The organism is Haliea sp. (genome assembly GCF_040222615.1).
Taxonomy (GTDB): domain Bacteria; phylum Pseudomonadota; class Gammaproteobacteria; order Pseudomonadales; family Halieaceae; genus Haliea.
In genome coordinates this window covers 1-18751 of the sequence record NZ_JAVKCQ010000150.1, presented here as the reverse complement: position 1 = coordinate 18751, position 18751 = coordinate 1, and the positions used below count along the sequence as shown (strand labels likewise).

At 65.6% G+C, this 18751-nt stretch carries 16 protein-coding genes and 1 other RNA gene; all 17 read right to left on the bottom strand.

All coding sequences use genetic code 11. From position 1 onward, the window contains the following. Nucleotides 1-177 precede the first annotated feature (177 nt). Entirely contained in the window at nt 178-1089 is a 912-nt protein-coding gene (gene lpxC, locus RJQ10_RS12290) for a UDP-3-O-acyl-N-acetylglucosamine deacetylase (RefSeq protein ID WP_350146981.1), read from the bottom strand. 70 nt (nt 1090-1159) lie between these two features. Next, nucleotides 1160-2320, bottom strand: coding sequence for a cell division protein FtsZ (gene ftsZ / locus RJQ10_RS12285; protein ID WP_350146980.1), 1161 nt, complete (start codon nt 2318-2320; stop codon nt 1160-1162). Nucleotides 2321-2381: 61 nt separating this feature from the next. After that, nucleotides 2382-3620: a cell division protein FtsA gene (gene ftsA / locus RJQ10_RS12280; RefSeq protein WP_350146978.1), complete on the bottom strand. Its 1239-nt coding sequence runs from the start codon at nt 3618-3620 to the stop codon at nt 2382-2384. 7 nt (nt 3621-3627) lie between these two features. Then, nucleotides 3628-4518, bottom strand: coding sequence for a cell division protein FtsQ/DivIB (locus RJQ10_RS12275; RefSeq protein WP_350146976.1), 891 nt, complete (start codon nt 4516-4518; stop codon nt 3628-3630). Continuing rightward, complete coding sequence (locus RJQ10_RS12270; protein ID WP_350146974.1) at nt 4511-5443, bottom strand: D-alanine--D-alanine ligase; 933 nt, start codon at nt 5441-5443, stop codon at nt 4511-4513. The genes RJQ10_RS12275 and RJQ10_RS12270 overlap by 8 nt, the downstream gene beginning before the upstream one ends. Further along, a complete protein-coding gene (gene murC, locus RJQ10_RS12265) occupies nt 5440-6876 on the bottom strand; it encodes a UDP-N-acetylmuramate--L-alanine ligase (protein ID WP_350146972.1) in 1437 nt (478 codons plus the stop codon). The genes RJQ10_RS12270 and murC overlap by 4 nt, the downstream gene beginning before the upstream one ends. After that, entirely contained in the window at nt 6869-7972 is a 1104-nt protein-coding gene (gene murG, locus RJQ10_RS12260) for an undecaprenyldiphospho-muramoylpentapeptide beta-N-acetylglucosaminyltransferase (protein WP_350146971.1), read from the bottom strand. The genes murC and murG overlap by 8 nt, the downstream gene beginning before the upstream one ends. Continuing rightward, nucleotides 7969-9126 (bottom strand): putative lipid II flippase FtsW, encoded by a 1158-nt coding sequence (ftsW, locus tag RJQ10_RS12255; protein WP_350146969.1) that lies wholly within the window; start codon nt 9124-9126, stop codon nt 7969-7971. The genes murG and ftsW overlap by 4 nt, the downstream gene beginning before the upstream one ends. Beyond that, the gene (gene murD, locus RJQ10_RS12250; RefSeq protein WP_350146967.1) at nt 9123-10484 is read right to left on the bottom strand and encodes a UDP-N-acetylmuramoyl-L-alanine--D-glutamate ligase; all 1362 of its coding nucleotides are present in this window, start codon (nt 10482-10484) and stop codon (nt 9123-9125) included. Before murD ends, ftsW begins: the two co-directional genes overlap by 4 nt. A gap of 23 nt (nt 10485-10507) precedes the next feature. Further along, complete coding sequence (gene mraY / locus RJQ10_RS12245) at nt 10508-11551, bottom strand: phospho-N-acetylmuramoyl-pentapeptide-transferase (protein ID WP_350146965.1); 1044 nt, start codon at nt 11549-11551, stop codon at nt 10508-10510. A 1-nt stretch (nt 11552) separates the two neighbouring features. Then, entirely contained in the window at nt 11553-12914 is a 1362-nt protein-coding gene (locus tag RJQ10_RS12240) for a UDP-N-acetylmuramoyl-tripeptide--D-alanyl-D-alanine ligase (RefSeq protein ID WP_350146963.1), read from the bottom strand. After that, the gene (locus tag RJQ10_RS12235) at nt 12911-14404 is read right to left on the bottom strand and encodes a UDP-N-acetylmuramoyl-L-alanyl-D-glutamate--2,6-diaminopimelate ligase (RefSeq protein WP_350146961.1); all 1494 of its coding nucleotides are present in this window, start codon (nt 14402-14404) and stop codon (nt 12911-12913) included. Before RJQ10_RS12235 ends, RJQ10_RS12240 begins: the two co-directional genes overlap by 4 nt. Next, nucleotides 14401-16128, bottom strand: coding sequence for a peptidoglycan D,D-transpeptidase FtsI family protein (locus RJQ10_RS12230; protein ID WP_350146959.1), 1728 nt, complete (start codon nt 16126-16128; stop codon nt 14401-14403). Before RJQ10_RS12230 ends, RJQ10_RS12235 begins: the two co-directional genes overlap by 4 nt. Beyond that, nucleotides 16125-16451, bottom strand: a complete 327-nt coding sequence (gene ftsL / locus RJQ10_RS12225) for a cell division protein FtsL (protein WP_350146957.1) — start codon at nt 16449-16451, stop codon at nt 16125-16127. Before ftsL ends, RJQ10_RS12230 begins: the two co-directional genes overlap by 4 nt. Continuing rightward, a complete protein-coding gene (rsmH, locus tag RJQ10_RS12220; protein WP_350146955.1) occupies nt 16451-17368 on the bottom strand; it encodes a 16S rRNA (cytosine(1402)-N(4))-methyltransferase RsmH in 918 nt (305 codons plus the stop codon). The genes ftsL and rsmH overlap by 1 nt, the downstream gene beginning before the upstream one ends. Before the next feature lie 9 nt (nt 17369-17377). Then, complete coding sequence (gene mraZ / locus RJQ10_RS12215) at nt 17378-17833, bottom strand: division/cell wall cluster transcriptional repressor MraZ (RefSeq protein WP_350146953.1); 456 nt, start codon at nt 17831-17833, stop codon at nt 17378-17380. A 379-nt stretch (nt 17834-18212) separates the two neighbouring features. Next, nucleotides 18213-18558: RNase P RNA component class A (rnpB, locus tag RJQ10_RS12210), an RNA gene on the bottom strand. Nucleotides 18559-18751 lie beyond the last annotated feature (193 nt).

Below are 18751 nucleotides of genomic sequence, written 5' to 3'. Positions count from 1 at the left end.
CTACCCCGCCGGGCTCCCTCCAACCCAGCGTGTCGCTTCCGGCTCTCCATGAGGGAAGCTGTGGCGGGATGTACTCGGTGGGTGGGAGGGGCCGGGACTGGCCGCCAACTGACCGGAGTGAAGTTACCGACGGTCAGGTGGCGGGCAGTTCCGGGCCCCTGCTCTGCAGGGGCCAGCTCAGGCGGCGACCGGGCTCAGGGAGTAGGAGATCGGGGCGGTGGCCTCGTCTTCAAAGGTCACCATTTCCCAGGCATCGGGCTGCGCGATAAGCGCCCGCAGGGAGGTGTTGTTGAGCGCATGGCCGGATTTGTGCGCGCGGTACTCGCCTATCACCCCGTAACCCAGCAGATAGAGGTCGCCGATGGCGTCGAGGATCTTGTGCTTGACGAACTCGTCGTCGTAGCGCAAGCCGTCCTGGTTGAGAATGCGGTACTCGTCCACAACGATGGCGTTGTCCACGCTACCGCCGCGGGCCAGGCCCTGGGAACGCAGATACTCGATCTCGTGCATGAAACCGAACGTCCGGGCGCGGCTCACTTCCTTGACGAAGGAGGTGCTGGAAAAGTCGATCTCGGCGTGAGGTGAGCGCTCGCGGAATACCGGATGGTCGAAATCGATGGAAAACGAGACCTTGAAGCCATCAAAGGGGAGAAAGCTGGCTGTCTTGTCCCCGTCTTCCACCGTGACCGGACGCTTGATGCGGATGAACTTCTTCGCCGCGTTCTGCTCCTCGATGCCAGCGGACTGGATCAGGAACACAAAGGGGCCCGCACTGCCATCCATGATCGGCACTTCTGCTGCGCTGACATCGACGAACGCGTTGTCGATCCCCAGGCCCGCCATGGCGGACAACAGGTGCTCGACTGTCGACACCTTCTGCCCATTGGCAATCAGGGTCGTCGACAGGGTGGTTTCCTTCACGTTCTCCGCCCGCGCCGGAATTTCGACTACCGGGTCCAGATCCACGCGCCTGAACACAATACCGGCGTTGACCGGGGCCGGGCACAGGGTGAGATATACTTTCTCACCGGTGTGCAGGCCAATGCCCGTTGCCTTGATCGCATTGCGTAAAGTGCGCTGTCGAATCATAGTCCTTCACCCATCCTCGGTGCTCTGCGACTTGCAGGGCCCGCCCGATCAGGGTGTCGGGAGACCCTCGCTAGTCAGCCTGTCGCCGCAAAAATGCGGGGATGTCAAAATAATCGCCGTTACCACCTGCCGCTGCCGCCTGGCCGCCACCCGCAGAGCGGGCCCTGCGCAGGCCAGTGGGAAGATCCAGCTCCCGGTAATCCGGCTCGTCCGCTGTCGCCTCGACCGCACGCGGTGCCGCTTCCACAACCTGCAGCGTAGCCGTCCTGACCACCTCGCCACCCAAACCGGTCGCGACTACGGTCACCTTGATCTCGTCCGTCATGTTCGGGTCGATCACGGTGCCCACCACTACCGTGGCATCGTCCGAGGCAAACTCTTCAATCGTGTCGCCAACTTCGGAGAACTCGCCCAGTGACAGATCCAGCCCGGCTGTAATGTTCACCAGGATACCGCGGGCCCCGCGCAGGTCGATGTCGTCCAGAAGCGGGCTGTTGATAGCACGTTCCGCTGCTTCCCGGGCGCGATTCTCACCGCGGGCACTGCCGGTACCCATCATGGCCATGCCCATTTCCGACATCACCGTGCGCACATCGGCGAAATCCACGTTGATCATGCCGGGGCGAATAATCAGGTCGGCGATACCCTGAACTGCGCCCAACAATACATCATTCGCTTCCTTGAAGGCATCCAATAAACTGGTACTTTTTCCGAGAACCTCAAGCAACTTTTCGTTGGGAATGGTGATCAGGGAATCCACATGTTGCTGCAGTTCCCGCACCCCGGCCTCGGCAATCGCCAGCCGCTTTTTGCCCTCGAAGGGGAACGGACGGGTGACCACGGCCACCGTCAGGATACCCATTTCGCGGGCCACTTCGGCCACGATCGGGGCGCCGCCGGTGCCGGTACCACCACCCATGCCGGCGGTGATGAAGACCATGTCCGCCCCGCGCAGGGCATCGGCGATACGGTCCCGGTCCTCCAGTGCCGCTGCCCGCCCGATGTCCGGGTTGGCCCCTGCACCGAGCCCCTTGGTGATAGCTCCACCGAGCTGCAGGACCGTCTTGGAACGGATGTCCGACAGTGCCTGGGCGTCGGTGTTGGCGCAGATGAAATCCACTCCTTCGACCAGGTTCTCGATCATGTGTTTCACAGCGTTGCCACCGCCGCCACCGACTCCGATGACTTTGATGATGGCGTTCTGAGGTACGTTGTCGATAAGTTCAAACATGATATTACTCCCCTTTTTGCATGGCGCCGCACCGGGGTGCGACGGTTAACCACCTGAAATCCTAGAAATTGCTCTGTAACCAGCCCTTGAAGCGCGCGATCATTCCCTCGCCAGGCACACTGCCGCGACTGGCGCTGCCCGCTCGCTCACTGCTGTTCTTTTGCCCGTACTGCAGCAACCCCACGCCGGTGGCGTAAATCGGGTTGCGGACGATATCGTTGAGGCCCTTGACCGATTGCGGATAACCCACCCGTACCGGCATGTGGAAAATCTCCTCCGCCAGCTCCACCACCCCTTCCATCTTGGCCGTACCGCCGGTCAGCACCACGCCCGCGGGAATCATCTCCTCGTAGCCACTGCGGCGCAGCTCGGCCTGGATCAGAGTGAACAGTTCGTCGTAGCGCGGCTCCACCACCTCCGCCAGGGACTGCCGGGACAGGTCCCGCGGCGGCCGGTCGCCGACACTCGGCACCTTGATGGTCTCGTCCGGACCGGCCAGCTGGGTCAGGGCGCAGGCGTACTTGATCTTGATCTCCTCCGCGTACTGGGTCGGCGTGCGCAGGGCCATGGCGATATCGTTGGTCACCTGGTCGCCGGCTATCGGGATAACCCCGGTGTGGCGGATCGAACCGTCAGTGAAAATCGCGATATCGGTGGTGCCACCGCCAATATCCACCAGGCATACCCCCAGCTCACGCTCATCCTCGGTCAGCACCGAAAAGCTGGAGGCCAGCTGCTCGAGGATGATTTCCTCCACATCCAGGCCACAGCGGCGGATACACTTCTCGATGTTCTGGGCCGCGTTCACCGCGCAGGTCACCAGGTGCACCTTCGCCTCCAGCCGCACCCCCGACATCCCCAGGGGCTCCTTGATGCCCTCCTGGTTATCGATTACATACTCCTGCGGCAGGATATGCAGGATCTTCTGATCCGCCGGTATCGCCACTGCCTGGGCGGCATCGATGACCCGCTCCAGATCCGCCTGCTGCACTTCGCGATCGCGAATGGCGACGATGCCGTGGGAGTTCAGGCTGCGAATATGGCTGCCGGCAACGCCGACGTAGACCGAGTGGATCTGGCAGCCCGCCATCAGTTCAGCCTCTTCCACTGCGCGCTGGATCGACTGCACGGTGGATTCAATATTGATGATCACGCCCTTCTTCATGCCCTTGGAAGGATGGGAGCCGATGCCGACGATCTCGATGCCGCCCTCGGCATTCAATTCGCCCACCAAAGCGACCACCTTGGAGGTGCCGATATCCAGCCCGACGATCATCCGCTTGTCCTGTACGCTGCCCATGGCAGTCTCACTCCCCCACTGAATCCATCATCGAAATACCCGCGACCTGGGCTGCGGCTCCCTCTTCTGCGGGTAACTCCGGCTCACGGAACGCTACCGCCACACCGCTTTCGTAGCGCAGGTCCACCCGCTGTACCTCGCCGACCCGCTCGGCCAGCTCCTTGCGGTAGACCGTGGCAAAGCGCTGCAGGCGTTCGCCAAACTCCGTATTGCCCAGCACCAGCTCCATGCCCCCTGCCAGCACCGCCCTGAGGTGGCCGCGCTCGTCCAGGGACAGCTCGCGCAACTCCAGCCCCAGCGGCTGCAACAGTTCGCCCAGTTGCTGGTAGCTCAGAATCAACTGCCCCGTCGAACCCGCCGGGCCCTCAAGCCGCGGCAGGCTCTGCTCGCCGTCGACGCCGGCGGATTGAAACACTTCACCTTCGTGGTTGAGAAAACCGCCCTCGCCCCAGCGCGCTATGGGCAGCTGCTCCTGCACCTGGATCTCCAGCGCATTGGGCCAGCGCCGGCGCACGGACACCTGGTAGATCCAGGGCAGCGCCTGCAGCTGGGCCCGAACCTGGTCCAGGTCGGCGCTGAGGAAGCCCCCGACCAGGGCCGGCTGGACAATTTCCTGCACTGCCTCGGTCTGGGTCCGGTGCAGCGTGCCGGTAACGGAGATACGCTCCACCGGGATCTCCTGCAAGGCGATCCAGGCCTGCAAACCCGCGACGCCGACTACGCCCACCGCCGCCAATACCAGCATCCGGTTGACCCAGCCGTCCAGCAGGCGCAGGCCGAGGCGAGCCCGGGCGCCATTGCGCGGTGCCGCTGCGGGTTGGCGCCGGGTCGCGCCGGCACTGCGCCGACGCGACTTGCCAGCCCCGCGGGCGTTGCCGGATGTGCGCGGTTCAGCCATGCTGCCTGCGGCCCTCCCAGCTGAGTTCGACAATGCGACGCACCAGTGTCTCGATCGACATGCCCACAGCCCGCGCCGCCATCGGCACCAGGCTGTGCGAAGTCATGCCCGGAATAGTGTTCACCTCCAGCACATAAAAACGCCCGTCGGCGTCCCGCATCAGGTCCACCCGGCCCCAGATCGCGCAACCCAGGCTGCGAAATGCGGCGAGGGCCAGGGCGCCCGCCTCGGCCTCATCCGCAGCGCTGAGGCCGCTGGGGCAGTGGTAACGGGTGTCGTCCGCCAGGTACTTGGCCTCGTAGTCATAGAACTCGCGATCCGTCTCCATGCGGATCGAGGGCAAAGTCTCCTGGCCCAGCACCGCGACGGTGTATTCCGGGCCGTTGATAAACTGTTCCGCCAGCACCGCAGTGCCGAACACTGCGGCGTTGCGATATGCCGCAGCCAGCGCCGCGGGCGTTGCCGCCGGGGCCATGCCGACGCTTGACCCCTCGCAGGCGGGCTTGACAAAGACCTTGCCGAAGCGGGCGATAACCGCGTCCCAGTCACTGTCCGCAGACAGGGTGACAAAGCCGCCGGTGGCGACGCCGACGCCCTGCCACAGCTGCTTGCTGCGCTGCTTGTCCATGGCCAGTGCCGAACCGAGCACGCCGGAGCCCGAATATGGCACCCGCAGGATCTCCAGCGCGCCCTGGATCACGCCGTCCTCCCCGCCGGGACCGTGCAGGGCGTTGAAGGCGAAGCTGACCCCCTCGAGCTGCGCTACCCAGCCGTCCACTGCGGGGTCGACCTGGCGCACCGTACAGCCGAGGCTGGCAAGGGCGGCGACAATGGTGGCACCGGTCTGCAGCGAGATTTCGCGCTCCGCCGAACGCCCGCCCAGCAACACCGCTACCGGCCCGGCCGTTGCCTGTTCCCAGCTCATACCTTGCTCTCCCCTAAATGTCCCAGCGCCTGCAGGTCCTGCGCCAGGCGACCGATATTGCCCGCGCCCTGGGTGATGACCACGTCGCCGGCGCGGAGAATGCCGCCCAGGACCGGCGCCACCTCGTCAATCCCTTCGACGAATACCGGCTCCACCTGCCCGCGCTGGCGAATACTGCGGGTCAGGCTACGGCTGTCGGCACCCGCGATCGGTTCCTCCCCCGCCGCATACACCTCCAGCAGCAGCAACACGTCACAGCGCGACAGCACCGCCACGAAGTCCTCGTAAAGGTCGCGGGTGCGGGTGTAGCGGTGTGGCTGGTAGACCATCACCACGCGCCGGTCGGGCCAGGCCTGACGGGCGGATTCCAGCGTCGCCCGCACCTCGGTGGGGTGGTGACCGTAATCGTCGACCAGCAGGGCGCTGCCGCCGGCAAAGGTGAGTTCCCCGAGCACGCTGAAACGGCGCCCGACCCCGGCAAATGCCGCCAGCCCGCGCTGGATTGCGGCATCGCCAATACCCTCGTCGGAGGCCACGGCGACGGCTGCGGTGGCATTCAATACATTGTGTTCACCGGGCATGTTCAGCTGAATCTCCAGCGGCACCTGGTCGCCCGGGCGCTGCACGGTGAAGGCGGTGGTCAGGCCCTGCTTGCGCACATTGCTTACCCGGTAGTCGGCTTCCGCCGCGAACCCGTAGGTAAGAAACTGCCGGGACAGGTCCGGCAGCAGGCCAGCGACTGCCGGGTCGTCGATACACAGTACCGCCAGTCCGTAGAAGGGCAGGTTGTGCAGGAACTCGAGGAACGTACTGCGCAGGACGCTGAAATCGCCTCCGTAGGTTTCCATGTGATCCGCTTCAATATTGGTCACCACTGTGACCATCGGCTGTAGGTGGAGGAAGGATGCATCGCTCTCATCGGCCTCCGCCACCAGGAACCGGCTGGCGCCGAGCTGGGCATTGCTGCCGGCGGAATTGACCAGGCCGCCGATGACAAAGGTGGGATCCAGGCCCGCCTCCGCAAAGACCGCGGCAATCAGGCTGGTGGTGGTCGTCTTGCCGTGGGTCCCGGCCACCGCGATGCCGTGGCGGTAGCGCATCAGTTCCGCCAGCATCTCGGCCCGGGGCACAACGGGGATCCGGGCCGCCCGGGCCGCCACCACTTCCGGGTTGTCGGCGCGCACGGCGCTGGAACTCACCACCACGTCGGCGGCCTGGACATTGTCCGCCGAGTGGCCGATGAAAACGCGGATCCCTTTCTGCTGCAAGCGCCCGGTGACCGAGCTCGGACGCAGGTCGGACCCGGAAACCTCGTAGCCCAGATTGACCAGCACCTCGGCGATACCGCTCATGCCGGTTCCGCCCACACCGATCATGTGGATGCGACGAATGCGGCGCATTTCCGGCACTGTGTAGGGGCTCCTGTCAGTCATGGCGCATCAGCTCCTCGCACAGATCGGCAAGCTGCGAGGTCGCCTTCGGCAGCGCCGCGGCAGAGGCCGCATGGGCCATCGATGCCAGCAGTTTGGGGTTTGAAATATACCCGGCCAGCGTTGCCGCCAGGCCCTTCGCCTGCAGACCCGCCTGGCGCAGCAGCAGGGCCGCACCGCGATCGGACAGGGAGCGCGCATTGGCGGTCTGGTGGTCATCAATGGCGTGCGGCAGCGGAATCAACAGCGACGGACGCCCCATGATCGCCAGCTCGGCAACGGTTAACGCACCGGCACGGCAGACCACAATATCCGCCCAGCTATAGGCCGCGGCCATATCCTCGATATAGGCACTCACCCGCACGCCCTGCTCCAGCATCGGGCCGTACTCCTGGCGCAGGCTGTCGACATGGGCTTCGCCGGACTGGTGCCAGACGCTGACTGCCCCTTCACCCACCCGCTTGCGCAACTTGCGCAGCGCCTCCGGCAGCAGCTGGTTAATGGCCTGGGCGCCCAGGCTGCCGCCCAGCACCAGCACCTGCAGGGGCCGCTGGCCGTGATAGTCCCAGTGCTGCTCGCGGGCTGCCTCCAGCAGCGACTGGCGCACGGGATTCCCGAGTACCCGTACCGGCCGGTTCTCCGGGAACGCGCCCCGGAACCCGCAAACGATGGCACGGGCGAGCGGTGCCAGCAGGCGATTGGTAGTGCCGGCAACGGCATTCTGCTCGTGGATCAGCAGCGGCTTGCGCAGCACCCAGGCGGCGAGCCCGGCGGGGCCCGCCACATAGCCGCCCATGCCCACCACGCAGGCCGGGGACAGCCGCCCCACCAGGCGCAGCGCCTGCAGCGACGACCACAGCACCAGCCACAGCCCCAGTGCCGTTTGCAGCAGGTTCTTGCCGCGCACGCCTCGCACCGGAAGCGTGTGCAGCTGGAAGCCGGCTGCAGGCACCACCCGCGCTTCGAGGCCGCGGGCCGTGCCCACCCAGGCGACCCGGTAGCCGCGTTCGCGCAGCTCTTCCGCCACCGCCAGTGCGGGATAGACGTGGCCGCCAGTACCACCCGCCATCATCAATATCAGGGGCGCGGCCGCGGTCATGACTTGCCTCCCGCAGTGCGCCGCTTGCCTACCCCGCCCGCGGGCAACTCACGCTCTACACGCAGCACCAGGGCCAGCATGCAGCAGCACACGATCAGGCTGGTACCACCGTAGCTGACGAAAGGCAGGGTCAGGCCCTTGGTCGGCAACAATCCGGAACTCACTCCCATATTCACAAAGGCCTGACCGGAAAATACCAGGGCCACGCCGTAGCAAAGGTAGGCACCGAAGTCTTCTCCCACCGCCTGGGCTCGCCGCGCCACCCAGAGGATGCGCGCGATCAGGGCGGTGAACAGCCCGATAACCAGCAGCGCGCCGACAAAGCCGGTTTCCTCCGCCCAGATGGAAAACACGAAGTCGGTGTGAGCCTCCGGCAGGTAGAACAGTTTCTGCACACTGTTGCCCAGCCCTACGCCCAGCCATTCGCCGCGACCGAAAGCGATCAGCGACTGGATGAGCTGGAAACCACTGCCATAGGGATCGGCCCAGGGATCCGTATAAGCGGTCAGGCGCTGGACACGGTAGGGCGCGGCAAATATCAGGCCCACCAGCCCCAGCAGGCTCACCGTCAGCACCGACAGGAAGTGGCGCAGGTTTACGCCGGCCAGAAACAGCATGCCAAACGCCGTGGCCACCGTAATGACAGTGGCACCGAAATCGGGCTCCGCCATGAGCAGCACTGTCACCAGCGCCAGCACACCCATGGGCTTGAGGAACCCCGGCCACTCGTTGCGCACTTCCCTGGCCTGCCGCACCAGATAGCCCGCGAGGTATATCACCACGGTAAACTTGGCAAACTCAGACGGCTGCAGGGTAAAGGGCCCCAGCGGCAGCCAGCGCTGGGCGCCATTGACGTCCTTGCCAATTCCGGGCAGCAGCACCAACACCAGGGAAGCGAGTCCCGCCAGCAACCACATCCAGCCGCTCGCCAGCCAGAAGCCCGGCGGCAGTCGATACACCACCACCGCCGCGCTGGCCGAGATCACGATATACATCAGGTGCCGACGGGTATGGTGCCAGGCATCGCGATAGTGCCAGTCTGCATATTCGATCGAGGCCGAGCTGATCGCCACCAGCCCGACCAGCAACAGGGCCAGCCCCAGCAGCAGCAGCGCGGGATCGACGCCAAAGCGCTTGCCTGCCAGCGAGCTCATGCGCCGCCCCCCGCCACCAGGGACTCGACCGCGGCGACGAAGGCGGCACCGCGAGCCGGGTAACCGCTGAACATGTCGAAGCTGGCGCAGGCCGGAGACAGCAACACTACATCGCCAGCCGTCGCCAGGGCCCCAGCGCGGGCAACCGCGTCGGCCATGTCTGCTGCGTGCTGCACCGGCACGATATCGGCCCCGGCACTCTCTATCTCTGCCGCTGCTTCGCCGATCACTACCAGCGCCTTGCAACTCGCCTGCAGTGGCGCACGCAGCTGGCGGAAATCCTGCCCCTTGCCAACGCCGCCAGCGATCAACACGATGTTGCGATTGCTCGCCAGGCCCTTGAGCGCAGCCACTGTCGCGCCCACATTGGTGCCCTTGGAGTCGTTCACAAAGCGTACGCCACCGGCCTCGGTCACCAGCTGGCAACGGTGGGGCAAACCCGTGAAGCGCCGTGCCGCAACCACCATGGCTTCCAGCGCCAGCCCCGCGGCGTGGCCCAGGGCAAACGCGGCCAGGGCATTGGCGACGTTGTGGCGGCCCTTGATGCCCAACTCCGCCACCGGCAGCAGCGGGTCGAAGCCAAGGCAGAGGGTTTCGACGCCGGCAACCAGCCGCAGGCCGAAGCCGTCCAGCTCCGGTTCGCGCAAGCGCCAGCTGATCACCGGCACATCCGTTGCCAGCAGCGGCAGGGTCAGCGGATCATCGCGGTTGACCACCGCCTTGCGGCAGGCGCGGAAAATCCGGTGCTTGGCCTGGTGATAGCGCGGCAGGGTCCCGTGACGGTCCAGGTGATCGGCACTGACGTTTAGCACCGTGGCCACGGCCAGCCCGAGATCACCGGCGCGCTCAAGCTGGAAGCTCGACAGCTCGAGGACATAGAGCTCTCTGTCGTCGGCCAGCAGGTCCAGCGCCGGCGTACCCAGGTTGCCACCCACGCCCACGTTGAGCCCCGCCTCCCGGGCCATTTCCCCCAGCAACGCGGTCACGGTGGATTTGGCATTGGACCCGGTGATGCCCACGACCGGGGCCCGGGCCGCGCGCATGAACAGGTCGATATCCCCTACCACCTCGGCGCCGGCATCCACGGCCCGCACGACCAGCGGATCCTCCAGCGCGATACCCGGGCTGACCACCCATTCGCCGCCGCGGCTGACGATCGTCTCGGGAATATCGCCGGCGAATACCGGCACGCCGGGCATCTCATGCTGCAGAGTCGCCAGCTCAGGCGGAGCGCTGCGGGTGTCTATCACGGTAAACCGGCGCCCCTGTCGATGCAGGTAGCGGGCACAGGACAAGCCGGTGGCGCCAAGGCCAAAGATGACCTCGTCGCCGCTGCTCGCTATCAGATCCTGTGTCACAGTCGCCTTTACTCCGTGGTTGCCTAGCGCAACTTCAGGGTGGCCAGCCCGAACAGGACCAGCATCACAGTGATAATCCAGAAGCGCACAATGACCCGCGGCTCGGGCCAGCCCTTCAGTTCGAAATGGTGGTGGATGGGCGCCATGCGGAAAATGCGCTTGCCGGTCAGCTTGAACGACGCCACCTGCAGGATCACCGAAACCGTCTCCAGCACGAAGATCCCGCCCATGATGAAAAAGACGATCTCGTGACGGGTGATGACCGCCACCGTGCCCAGCCCGGCCCCCAGCGCCAGGGCGCCCACGTCACCCATGAATACCTGGGCGGGATAGGTGTTGAACCAGAGAAAGCCCAGACCCGCACCGGCCATCGCGCCGCAGAACACCGCCAGCTCACCGCTGCCGGCGACGTAGGGTATATGCAGGTAGTCCGCGAAATTCACGTTGCCGGTCAGGTAGGCAATGATGCCCAGGGCGGAGCCGACCATAACCGTCGGCAGGATGGCGAGCCCGTCCAGGCCGTCGGTCAGGTTCACCGCGTTGCTGGCACCGACAATGACGAAATAGGTCAGCAACACAAACAGCGGCCCCATGCTCCAGGCAAAATCCTTGAAGAAGGGGATATAGAGCTCCGTGGTAACCGGGGTATCGAAGGCCAGGTACAGGTACAGCGCCGCCGCCAGCCCCGCCAACGACTGCCAGAAGTATTTCCAGCGGGCCGGCAGGCCGCGGGAATCCTTTTCTACCACCTTGCGATAATCGTCTACCCAGCCGACGGCGCCGAATACCGCTGTAACGCCCATGGCGATCCAGATATAGGGGTTGCGCAAGTCCGCCCACAGCAGGCTGCTGACCGCGATGGCGACCAGGATCAACGCGCCGCCCATGGTGGGGGTACCGGATTTACTCAGGTGCGACTTGGGGCCGTCGCTGCGCACCGCCTGCCCCACCTGGTATAGATTGAGCCTGCGGATCATGGCCGGCCCCACCAGCAGCGAGATCGCCAGGGCTGTCCCCGCCGCAAGGATGCTGCGCAGGGTCAGGTACTCTGCAATGAACAGTAACATGTCAGTTCCCCGCCTCCGCTGCCGGCTCACTGAGGGCCACCAGCACGCGCTCCATGGACACCCCGCGCGACCCCTTGATCAATACGGTGTCGTCCGCGGTCAGTGTGTCTGCCAGCGCCGCGACCGCCGACGCGCAATCCGCGAAGCACTCACCGCCAAACGCATCCGCGGCCCCGGCAAGTGCCGCGCCAACGCCGACAAAACGATCCAGGCCGCGCTCGCGGGCATAGACGCCGATATCCCGGTGCAGCTGCGCACTGTTTTCGCCAAGCTCCAGCATCTCGCCCAGCACCAGGGTGCGGCGCCCCCCGCAATCGGCCAACAGGTCGATGGCGGCGCGCACCGAGCCCGGATTGGCGTTATAGGTGTCATCGACCAGGGTCGACCCGCCCAGGCCGCGCACCAGCGCGCCGCGACCGCTGGCCGGCGTCACACTGGCGAGACCGGCGGTAATCTCCGCCAGCGGCAGGCCGCAGGCCAGGCCGACAGCAATCGCGGCCAGGGCATTGGACACGTTGTGCAGGCCCGGCACCTGCAGCCGGATCGGCGCGTCACCCGCGGGGGTAGTGGCGACGAAGCTGACACCCGCAATGCCCCTGGATTGGATACTGTTGGCACTGATAGCCGCCGGACTCCGCACGCCGTAGTCGAGAATCGCCGCCCCGGCGGCGCGGCTGCGCCAGCGGCCGGCCCAGGGCTGGTCGGCATTGACGATTGCGGTGCCGGCACCGCACAGACCGTCGTAGATTTCGCCCTTGGCCGTGGCCACCGACTCGACGCTGCCGAAGCCGTCGAGGTGAGCTGGCATGGCATTCAGCAGCAGGGCTATGGTCGGACGTGCAAGCTCGCACAACGAGGCAATATCACCGGCCCGGGTCGCACCCATTTCCACCACCGCGAACGCGTGTTCGGGCGCCAGGCGCAACAGTGTCAGGGGCACACCTATCTCGTTATTGAGATTACCTGTGGTGGCAAGCGTCGGCCCGCGCCGGGCCAGCACGGCGCTGACCAGATTCTTGACCGAGGTCTTGCCGGAACTGCCGGTGATGGCGACCAACGGCCCCTGGAACAGCGCCCGGTTGCAGGCACCCAATTGGCCGAGTGCACGCTGGGTGTCCGCCACCTGCAGCAGGGGCAGCGGCGTGTCCACGGCGTGACTGACCACGGCTGCAGCGGCACCCGCAGCGGCAACGGCAGGCAGGAACTGGTGACCGTCAAAGCGCTCGCCGCGCAGGGCCACGAACAGGTCGCCCGGCTGCACCTCGCGGCTGTCCGTGGTCACCCGGCTGACCTCGACATCCGCGCCGGAGCGCAGCGCCCCCAGGGGCTGCTCCAGCTCGCCGAGGTAGAAGGAGCGCATCATGCGGAGACCCTCCCCTGCAGGGCACGGGCAGCGGTGTCGGTATCGCTGAACGGATGGCGCTCGCTGCCGACGATCTGGTAGTCCTCGTGACCCTTGCCGGCAATGAGAATACAGTCGCCAGGCCGGGCTGCGGCAATCGCTGCGGCAATGGCTGCGGCGCGGTCAGGCTGCACGTCGACCTCACCGCTGCAGCCCTGCTGAATATCCCGCAGGATCACCAGCGGGTCCTCATGGCGCGGGTTATCCGAGGTCAGGATCACCTTGTCCGCCCCCGCGCAGGCGATATGGCCCATTGGCGCGCGCTTGCTCCGATCGCGGTCGCCGCCGCAGCCGAACACCGCGACCAGGCGGCCAGCCACATGCGGGCGCAGCGCGGCAAGTACCTGGGCCAGGGCATCCGGTGTGTGGGCATAATCCACCACCACCTGCAGCCCGATGCAATTGGCCACCGGTTCCATGCGCCCGGGCACGGGTTTGAGCAGGGCCACCGCCGCGAGCAGCTCCGGCAGTTCGGGGTCAAGCAACAGGGCACAGGTCACGGCAGCTACCACGTTGGCAAGATTGAAATCCCCCGGCAGCGGGCTGGCAAACACTCCGCTGCCCCAGGGCGTATGCAGGGTTGCGCGCACGCCGCCGGGGTGAAACTCCGACTCAGTGACACGGATCTGCGCATCGGCCCGGCCCGCGGCGGAAAACGTCCAGGCCTGCACGCCAGCCGGCAGGCCTGCCAGCACTTCGGCGCCGTAGGCGTCATCCAGGTTGATGACCGCGTGGCGCAAGCCCGGGCTGCGGAACAACTGCTGCTTGCTGCGACCATAGGCCGCCATGCTGCCGTGGTAGTCGAGGTGATCCTGCGACAGATTGGTAAACACGGCGATAGCGAAGCGGGCGCCGTTGACACGGCCCTGGTCGAGCGCGTGGGAAGAGACTTCCATACAGACCGCAGCCACACCCTGATCCCGCCACGCGGCCAGCTGCCGCTGCAGCGCCACCGCGTCCGGCGTTGTGTTTGCCGCCGCCGTCACTGAATCATCCAGCACCGCGCCGAGCGTACCGATCACCCCGCAGCTGAGCCCCCGCGCCCGCAGCAGCTGCGCCAGCAAACGGGTGGTGGTGGTTTTGCCGTTGGTGCCGGTGATGGCCACCATGTCCAGCTCCAGGCTCGGCTCGCCATAAAAACGTGCGGCGATGGCACCGGCTTCCCGCGCCAGCTCGGGGATTTCCAGCAGTGGCACCTGGACCGCGTCAACATAACCCGCCACCGGTGGCTCTGCGGCCACCGCCACCGCCCCACTGGCAACCGCCTGCTCAATAAACTGGCGGCCATCGTGGCTGCCACCCGGCACCGCCAGGAACAGGTCACCGGGGCCCACCCGCCGACTGTCGAGCTGCACTCCGCGCACCTGCACCTGCGGCCAGGCCGCCGCACAACTGCCGAGCAAATCGGGCAGCGCCACGCTGCGCGCCAGCGGGGAAGCTGACGCCGTCATCCCGACACCCCCGGCCGGATGTTCGCCAGTGCCGCAACCGCTTCCGGCTCATCCGGCGGCACATTCAGCAGCCGCAGGGTTCCCTCGGCGACCCGGGCAAAGACCGGTGCGGCGGCGGCACCGCCGCCATAGGCCTCACCCTGGGGCTCGTTGATCACCACCACCGTGACGAAGCGCGGATCGGCAATGGGCGCTACGCCGGCGTAGAAGGCAATGTATTTGTTGTCCTGGTAACCGCCGGGGCCAACCTTGTGCACGGTACCTGTCTTGCCGCCGACCTCGTACCCGGCCACCCGCGCGCGTCGCGCCGTACCGTGCTCGCCGGTAACGCGCTGCAGTACAGTCAGCACTTCCCGCGCGATATCCGACTGCAACACCCGCTTGCCCGGCGCCAGCACCTCGGGGGCGGCCTGCAGCGTTACCGGCTGCAGCACGCCGTCGTTGGCAAACGCGCTGTAGGCATGGGCCAGTTGCAGCGGCGTGGCGGTGAGACCGTAACCGAAGGCCAGGGTGACTTTCTCGATATCGCTCCAGCGGCGCCGGTTGGGCAGCTGGCCTGCGCTCTCGCCGGGGAAGCCGGTACCCAGGCTCTGGCCAAAACCAAAGCGGCCAAACACCTCCCGGATGGGTTCGTGGCCCAACTCCAGGGCCATCTTGGTGACCCCGACCTGGCTGGATTTTTCGATCACACGGGACACAGTGATGGCGCCGTAGTTACGCGGATCGGGGAGGGTTTTGCGACCCACGCGAATACGCCCGGGAGAGGTGTCGATAATTGTTTCAGTGGAGAACAACCCGCTCTCCAGCGCCGCTACCAGAGTAAATGTTTTCATCGTCGAACCCGGCTCGAACATGTCGGTGACCGCCCGATTGCGGGTCACATCGGCGCTGATGCCGCGACGGCTGTTGGGGTTGTAGACCGGGTGGTTGACCATCGCCAGCACCTCGCCGGTGTGGCTGTCGAGGGTCACGATGCTGCCGGAAGTCGCGCCGGTGACGGCCATGGCCCGCTGCAGCTCCTGGTGGTGCAGGTACTGCAGGCGCAGGTCTATGCTCAGCTTCAGGTCCTTGCCCGGCAGCGCCGGCTCCAGCACGCCGATGTCGCGCACCGCGTCCCCGTGCAGGTCCTTGATGTACTGCTTCTTGCCCGGGGTGCCCCGCAGCCAGTCATCGTAAGCGAGCTCGAGACCTGCGATTCCGCTGCCGTCGACATTGGTAAAGCCCACCAGATGACTGACTACCTCGCCCGCGGGGTAGTAGCGCTGGTACTCTCGCTCACCAAAGACCCCGGGCACCCGCAAGGCCAGTATCTCGCGCGCGACTGCCGGCACCAGGTGGCGCTGCAGGTACATGAAACGGCGCCCGGCAAAGCGGTCAAGGCGCTCGCGCAGCTCGGCCAGTGGCATGTCGAGGGCAGCCGCCAGCGGCCCGAGGTCCTCCACGGTGGAGAGTATTGCAGGATCCACCCACAGCGATATCACCGGTGTACTGACCGCCAGCGGCTCGCCGCGGCGATCGGAAATGACGCCGCGATAGGCGGGGATCTCTGCCGTCCGCACCGCGCGACTGTCGCCCTGGCTCTGCAGGAAACTGCGCCCGCGGTCGGTATCCAGCACCTGCAGGGACAGCACCCGCCCGACCAACAGGGCCAACAGCGCCAGCAGGGCAATGGCCACCAGATAAAAGCGCCAGGGCGGAACGGCGGGCTGACGGACGCGGCTCATGGCCTGACCACCTTGCGCTCAGTGAGGACCGGCGCCTGCATATTCAGCTCGCGAGTCGCCACCCGCTCCACCCGGTAGTGCGAAGCCCAGGTGCTCTGCTCCAGCAGGAGTCGGCCGTAATCCTCCTGCAGATGCCACTGGTCGGCCTCCAGCTGCTGCAGCACGGTATACAGCTTGCGACACTCATGAGAGCTCTGGATAACCGCGAAGGCCGAGCCCAGGATCAGCGTCAGCAGGGACGCAACGACCAGCGGCGAAGGCATCGCCGCGCCCCGCTCGCCAGCCGCCGGCCGCGTGTTGCAGATGAATATTGGCGCCGGCATCAGTTGATCTTCTCGGCGACGCGCATGATTGCGCTGCGCGCCCGCGGATTGGCGGCGACTTCCTCTGCGCTGGCCCGCACAGCCTTGCCCAGCAGGCGCATGCGCCGGTTGAGATCGCTGTCCAGGACCGGCACCCCGGCGGGAACCACATCGCCCCGGGCCATATCGCGCATATAGCGCTTTACCAGCCGGTCTTCCAGCGAGTGAAAGCTGATGACCACCAGGCGACCGCCGACCTGCAGCAGCGACAGGGCCCGGGCCAGCAGCTCAACCAGATCATCCAGCTCGCGATTGATGTAGATACGAATACCCTGGAAAGAGCGGGTGGCGGGGTTTTTGTGTTTCTCCCAGCGCGGGTTGGCCTCGCTGACAATCTTTGCCAGTCGACCGGTCGTGGTGATCGGCGCCTCGGCGCGGGCCGCAACAATGGCACCGGCGATGCGTTTGGCAAAACGCTCCTCGCCGTACTCTTTCAACACGACGGCAATCTCGCCCTCGGCGGCCCGGGCCAGCCACTCGGCGGCGGTCTCACCGCTGCTGGTGTCCATCCGCATGTCGAGAGGGCCGTCGTGCTGGAAGCTGAAGCCGCGGCTGCTGTCATCAAGCTGGGGGCTGGAGACCCCCATATCGAGCAGGATGCCGTCGACGGCATCCAGGCCCATGCGCCGCAGCTGCTCGGGCAAGAGGGCAAAGGAGCCATGGAAGAAGGTAAACCGGGGGTCCTCAGCCGCCAGCTGGGCCGCCACTGCTGCGGCCTGCGGATCCTTGTCGACCCCAAGCAGGCGACCCTGATCGTCGAGGCGCCCCAGCAGCGCCCGGCTGTGCCCACCGCGACCAAAGGTGCCATCGACATATGTACCACCGGCTGTTGTCACCAGAGCGTCCACCGCTTCTCGTAACAGGACTGTTTGATGCATGCCACTCACCTACAGGGTCAGGGACATCAATTCGTCGGGCAACTCCGCTTCGGGGCCGGACTCCAGCAGCGCCTGTTCGCGCTCCGCCAGCCACAGCTCCTCCGCCCACAATTCCAGCTTGTTGCCCTGGCCCACCAACACCAGCTTCTTGTCCAGGTGCGCATAGTCGCGCAGGGGCTGGGGCAACAACATCCTGCCGTTGCCGTCCAGCTCGAGGTCGGTGGCGTAGCCAAGCACCAGGCGCTGGAAGCGCTTCACGGCGGGCTTGAGCGCGGGCAGCGCCTGGATCTGCTGCTCAATCCGCTCCCAGCCGGGCAAGGGGTAGATAACGAGGCAGGTCGCCTGGGTATCGATGGTCACGACAATCTGGCCACCGCACTGGGACAGCAATGGCTCGCGCTGGCGCGCCGGCATAGCCAGGCGCCCCTTCGCGTCCATATTGATGTGCTGCACCCCACGAAACACGCCAGTTTCCCCCTCGTATCCGGCCCCTGAAAACCACTAAAAGCCAGATAGTTCCACTTATTCCCACTTTTCGACACTATAGGTCTGCGTCGAACCGGGTGTCAAGCGAGGGCCTCGCGAAAAACGTTTTAATTTCAGTTAATTAGCGCGTTTCAGGGGTGTTGTGGGAAAGGAATTTCAGAAAGCCAGAGGGTAAAAAATTCCGCAAAACATGGCAATAACATCATGTGTTAAGGATTCACTTTAAGTTAAAGGCTTTTTACTTATTCCTGGAGGGGCGCATTAGCAGAAAAAGTCATATGCAGAGGGATGGATCAGGCCCCACCAGGCTGGTCCGGAGCACCCGGAGCAGCCTGGAGGTACTGGATCGAAGGAAATTTAGATGAGTCGGTCGATAAGCCGGGTTCTGTCGTGGACGATCATTCATCTGCGACCGGCGTCGCCGCCGGCCTGTAGCGACCTACCCGAATCCACTGCGGGCCGCAGCATACGGATTCCTATTTGGTCTTGCTCCGAGTGGGGTTTACCATCGCCACGCCTGTTGCCAGCCGCGCGGTGCGCTCTTACCGCACCTTTTCACCCTTACCCGACTTGCGCCGGGCGGTATCCTTTCTGTTGCACTTTCCGTAGGCTCGCGCCCCCCAGGCGTTACCTGGCACCCTGCCCTGTGGAGCCCGGACTTTCCTCCCCTGGCCGAAACCAGAAGCGATCGCCTGACCGACTCGGCGGCAAGCCTACCCGCTGCACGGCCCCTGAGCAACACAAACTTCCCTGGGTTGGAGCAAGGGGCCCTTCATGAGCGGCAGTCCCTGCTGCATACCTTGGAGCAGGGGCCCCGCACTGGATCCCCTCCTGGCTGTCTTACGCTTGTAGAGCAGGGGCACTGGGCCGGATCCCGCCCTGCCAGTCGGTAACTTC

Coding starts and splice junctions, on each gene's coding strand:
- ftsZ (WP_350146980.1), bottom strand. CDS start 2,320: ATGTTTGAACTTATCGACAACGTACCTCAGAACGCCATCATCAAAGTC.
- RJQ10_RS12270 (WP_350146974.1), bottom strand. CDS start 5,443: ATGAGCTGGGAACAGGCAACGGCCGGGCCGGTAGCGGTGTTGCTGGGC.
- ftsL (WP_350146957.1), bottom strand. CDS start 16,451: ATGCCGGCGCCAATATTCATCTGCAACACGCGGCCGGCGGCTGGCGAG.
- murG (WP_350146971.1), bottom strand. CDS start 7,972: ATGACCGCGGCCGCGCCCCTGATATTGATGATGGCGGGTGGTACTGGC.
- ftsA (WP_350146978.1), bottom strand. CDS start 3,620: ATGGGCAGCGTACAGGACAAGCGGATGATCGTCGGGCTGGATATCGGC.
- RJQ10_RS12235 (WP_350146961.1), bottom strand. CDS start 14,404: ATGACGGCGTCAGCTTCCCCGCTGGCGCGCAGCGTGGCGCTGCCCGAT.
- murC (WP_350146972.1), bottom strand. CDS start 6,876: ATGACTGACAGGAGCCCCTACACAGTGCCGGAAATGCGCCGCATTCGT.
- ftsW (WP_350146969.1), bottom strand. CDS start 9,126: ATGAGCTCGCTGGCAGGCAAGCGCTTTGGCGTCGATCCCGCGCTGCTG.
- RJQ10_RS12240 (WP_350146963.1), bottom strand. CDS start 12,914: ATGATGCGCTCCTTCTACCTCGGCGAGCTGGAGCAGCCCCTGGGGGCG.
- mraY (WP_350146965.1), bottom strand. CDS start 11,551: ATGTTACTGTTCATTGCAGAGTACCTGACCCTGCGCAGCATCCTTGCG.
- RJQ10_RS12230 (WP_350146959.1), bottom strand. CDS start 16,128: ATGAGCCGCGTCCGTCAGCCCGCCGTTCCGCCCTGGCGCTTTTATCTG.
- RJQ10_RS12275 (WP_350146976.1), bottom strand. CDS start 4,518: ATGGCTGAACCGCGCACATCCGGCAACGCCCGCGGGGCTGGCAAGTCG.
- rsmH (WP_350146955.1), bottom strand. CDS start 17,368: ATGCATCAAACAGTCCTGTTACGAGAAGCGGTGGACGCTCTGGTGACA.
- lpxC (WP_350146981.1), bottom strand. CDS start 1,089: ATGATTCGACAGCGCACTTTACGCAATGCGATCAAGGCAACGGGCATT.